The 3,705-nt window shown below is 61.9% G+C and carries 4 protein-coding genes; 1 reads left to right on the plus strand and 3 read right to left on the minus strand.

Annotated features, from left to right (window positions below; translation table 11 throughout):
* Positions 1 to 60: 60 nt before the first annotated feature.
* From POF53_RS25755 to POF53_RS25765, 3 genes are all read right to left on the minus strand, one after another.
* Complete coding sequence (locus POF53_RS25755; RefSeq protein ID WP_232855897.1) at positions 61 to 1,209, minus strand: M14 family metallopeptidase; 1,149 nt, start codon at positions 1,207 to 1,209, stop codon at positions 61 to 63.
* Between the two features lie 186 nt (positions 1,210 to 1,395).
* Positions 1,396 to 1,911, minus strand: a complete 516-nt coding sequence (locus tag POF53_RS25760; protein WP_232855898.1) for a DUF4880 domain-containing protein — start codon at positions 1,909 to 1,911, stop codon at positions 1,396 to 1,398.
* 663 nt (positions 1,912 to 2,574) lie between these two features.
* Complete coding sequence (locus tag POF53_RS25765) at positions 2,575 to 2,889, minus strand: DUF6124 family protein (protein ID WP_203647340.1); 315 nt, start codon at positions 2,887 to 2,889, stop codon at positions 2,575 to 2,577.
* Between the two features lie 131 nt (positions 2,890 to 3,020).
* Between POF53_RS25765 and POF53_RS25770 the strand changes: the two genes are divergently transcribed.
* Positions 3,021 to 3,683 (plus strand): S24 family peptidase, encoded by a 663-nt coding sequence (locus POF53_RS25770; RefSeq protein WP_498970024.1) that lies wholly within the window; start codon positions 3,021 to 3,023, stop codon positions 3,681 to 3,683.
* The last annotated feature ends 22 nt before the right edge of the window (positions 3,684 to 3,705 follow it).

Consider the following 3,705-nt stretch of genomic DNA (forward strand, 5'->3'; position numbering starts at 1 on the left):
GGGGCTGCTCCGCAGCCCTTTCGCGGCACAAGGCCGCTCCTACACAGGGAAGCGTGCTGCTCAGCGCAGATCGCCGACCATCTTCAGCAACGTCTCCAGCACCGCCCCGGCCAGCGCCTTCGAGCGTTCGCCCGACCAGCCGGTGCGTGGATTCGGCGCATCGTCATGGTCCTTGAACGGCATCTCCAGGGTCAGCGACAGGCAGTCATGGGCCTGGCCCACGGCATTGCACGCCAGGGTCATGTTGGCCTGGCCCGGTTCGTCGCGGGTGTAGCCGTATTTCGTCTGGAAGTCCTTTGTCAGGCTGCACAGGGTGCTGCGGAACTGCTCTTCCAGTTTGGCGATGCGTGGCGTGTAGCCGGGGTTGCCCTCGCAGGCCGCGGTGAACACATGGGGGATCTCCTCGTCGCCATGGGCATCGATGAACGCATCCACGCCATGCAGCTTCATCTGGCTCTGGGCGAAGAACACCTCGGGGCTCAGTTCGACGCTGGCGTCCTGCCAGGCGCGGTTGAGGTCCTTGCCCTTGAAGTTGGTGCGCAGGTGGCCGAGGAAGGCGCCGTCCGGGTTCATGTTGGGGATCAGGTACAGGTCGGCCTTGGCCAGCAGTTGCTGGATGACCGGGCCGTTGGCTTCGAGGGCGTCGATCACGCCTTCCATGAACCACTCGGCCATGTGCTCGCCCGGGTGCTGCTGGGCGATGATCCATAGCTTACGCTTGCCGGTCGCACCGTCGCCCGCACGCAGCAGGGGAATGTCGCGCCCTTGCACGCTGCGCCCGCTGGCCAGCAGCTCGACGCCGGGAATCTGCTTGGCGCGCTCGATCAGCTGGTTGTGGCGCGCACGAGGGTAGGGCTCGAAGTAGGCGAACCAGGCCTGCGCCTGTTCAGCCTTGAAGTCGAAGCTCAGGGCCTTACCGTCGAACTGGCTGGGCACGCGGAACCAGGTCTGCTGGTCGTAGGAGGCCACGGCGTGGTAGCCGGTCCAGGCGTTCTTGTAGGAGGACTCGGCAGCGTTGTCCAGGCTGAAGCGATGGACCTGGCCCGGGGTCAGGCCGCTGGCCTTGAAGTGGAACCACTGGAAGTGGTCGCTGTGGCTGTCCTTGCGGATGTTCAGGTGGACGTGCGCAGGGTTGCTGGCGTCCAGGACCAGGATGTTGCCGGAGTCGAAATCGCAGTCGATGTGCAGCGGGGAGAGCGTCACGGTCATTGCCAGCCTCCTGTTGGCGTTGTTGTGACTGTACTCTACACCGCTTGGCGGCGGGGGTGCGCAGGTTAATTGGACTGGGGGCGCTCTGCGCCCCCTTCGCGGCACAAGGCCGCTCCTACAGAAGTGCGCGGTTTCCTGTAGGAGCGGCCTTTTGCCGCGAAGGGCTGCAGCGCAGCCCCAGACTCTTCAGGCCAGTAGCCCCAGCGCTACAAGCGCAGCAACACCAAGCCCGACGGCAATCGAGCAGCCACCCAGCGATAACGCCGCACGCCCTTGCCGGTACCAGCCGTCATGGCCCAATTGTCGGGCAGGGGCAAGCAGGCTGCGCCAGCGCAGTTCGGTTTCGTGGAAGGCGCGCAGGTGGTCGGGGTCGGCATCCAGCCAGCGGCGGAAGTCGATGCGTTCGCTGGCGGTCACCTGCGGGCTCTGCAGGCGCACGTACCATTGGCCGGCGATGCTGGCCAGCGCGTCGCCGGGGGCGCGGGCGGTCTGCAGGGCCTGGTTCATGTGGCGCTCGATGCTGATCAGCGGCAGGTCCAGGCGTTCAGCGATGGCGGCGAAGCCCTGCTGGTCGAGGCGGTTGAGCAGGAAGACTTGCTGGACCCGGCGCGGCAGGCGCTTGAGCGCATGCAGCAGCGCGTCCTCGCCATGCTGTTCGGCGGTGCGCGGGTCGTGCTCGAGGGGCAGCAGCAGGCGGGTCATGGACAGCTCCTTGCTCATTAAGGAAAGGGGTGGGGGCATCTTCCTTGATGCAGAATCAGCTTAAGCTAAACGAGATTGATTCTCAAGTGCTGATTCCGCAAAGATTTGTAATGAGCGTTCACGTCCTGACACAGTTTTGCTATCATCGCCGCCATCAACGATCTTCATTAGCCTGAAGAGCCAAAAAAAATGACCCGGCAAAAAGCCGGGTCAAAAACCGTGATTAGCCTGATGAGGAGATAATCTGAGCGTCCGACCTGAGGACGTTGCAGGTTATCCAGCGGGTCTCGCGACCTGCTGAGTGCAATAATAATCGTTATCATTTGCCAGTCAAATGATTTTTCCGCGATTGGCAAAAAAATATCTAACTGACGCACACCTCGTCCCCGGCAATCGGGGCTTTTGCCGTTCGTCGGCTATCACGTTCTCCCTTCACAGCCATCCCTTTCAAGCTTTGCGATTTTTGGGATATGGCTGTTCCTATTCAAGATTGCCGGGGTCGCTTTGCGACCCTTTCGCGGCACAAGGCCGCTCCTACAGGAGACCGCGCGCCCCTGTAGGAGCGGCCTTGCCGAGGCGTCGGACCGGCCGGAAAAGGCTGCAAAGCAGCCCCGGCAAATCCAAGCCGGACGCCAATTATCAGCACCTTGAAAGGGCTGTCCTTCAGATCGATGCCTTTTCCGTGGCGTGGCACTGCTCGAGCAGGGCGCGGGCCATGTTGACCATGTGCATCAGCGCAAACACTACTTCCCGCGTCGTGCCCTGCAGATGGTTGCCGGTTTCCTGTGCTGTGGCCGACGCGCAGCGCAGCAGGGCCATGGCATGGTCGCAAGCCTGGGCGTTGCTGACGCCATCGCGCAGGGTCCATAGCGAACGCTCCAGGTCGCGGGGCGTGGGGGTGGGGTTGAGGTAGAAATCGAGGGCGCGGCGGGCTGCTTCTTCGTCGAGATCTGTTTCCGTTTCTTTCGAGATGCTCATCCTGATTACCTGCGAATACCAATAGGTGAAAGGTGAAGTCCGATTCTAATACCTAAAGTATTGAAATGTGTTTAGGCAAATACTACTTGATGTGTATTGAACGCAGGGAGGCAGTCCGTATCGTGCCTGCGATGAATATGGACAAATGGATAGCTCTGGTCCGGGAACGGATCGAGGAGCTCGATATCTCCCAGGAGCAGCTTGCCGAACGCGTTGGGGTTTCCCAGGGCAGCATCGGCCATTGGCTGAAGAAACGCCGTCAGCCTCGGGTCGACTCGATGAACCGCACGTTCATCGAGTTGGGCATGCCGCATTACCAGGTCAGCATGCAACTGCGTGTGCTGGGGCAGGTGGGTGAGGAGCGGGCGCGTTATGGCCTCGAGGACGACGATGACGACGGGCTGGCGAAATACTTCGTGTGTTTCCGCTATCCGGTACGTGACTGGAGCACCTTGGGTCAGCAGGAGCAGGAAGCGCCGGAGGTCTTCGAGCAGACTGACTACCTGGCCCAGGGCAAGGCGTTCTGGCTGACGGTCGAGAACGACACCATGAGTGCCGCCAGTGGCAGGAGCGTGCCCGAGGGGGTTCGAATCCTGGTCGATGATGGTGTGCCCGCCGAGCCGGGGCGTCTGGTGATTGCCCGGCTGCCAGGCAAGTCCGCGATCTTTCGGCAGTTGACCGAGGAGGGTGGGCAGCGGTATCTGAAGGCGCTCAACAATGTCTATCCGACTTTGGTGTGCGAGGAGGGCTGCGAGTTCCTTGGTGTTGTGGTGCGGATGCACGGGGTGCTCTAGATCACCGGGGCTGCTGTGCAGC

It is taken from the genome of Mitsuaria sp. RG, assembly GCF_028369275.1.
GTDB lineage: Bacteria > Pseudomonadota > Gammaproteobacteria > Pseudomonadales > Pseudomonadaceae > Aquipseudomonas > Aquipseudomonas peradeniyensis.

Coding starts and splice junctions, on each gene's coding strand:
- POF53_RS25760 (WP_232855898.1), bottom strand. CDS start 1,911: ATGACCCGCCTGCTGCTGCCCCTCGAGCACGACCCGCGCACCGCCGAA.
- POF53_RS25755 (WP_232855897.1), bottom strand. CDS start 1,209: ATGACCGTGACGCTCTCCCCGCTGCACATCGACTGCGATTTCGACTCC.
- POF53_RS25770 (WP_498970024.1), top strand. CDS start 3,021: ATGAATATGGACAAATGGATAGCTCTGGTCCGGGAACGGATCGAGGAG.
- POF53_RS25765 (WP_203647340.1), bottom strand. CDS start 2,889: ATGAGCATCTCGAAAGAAACGGAAACAGATCTCGACGAAGAAGCAGCC.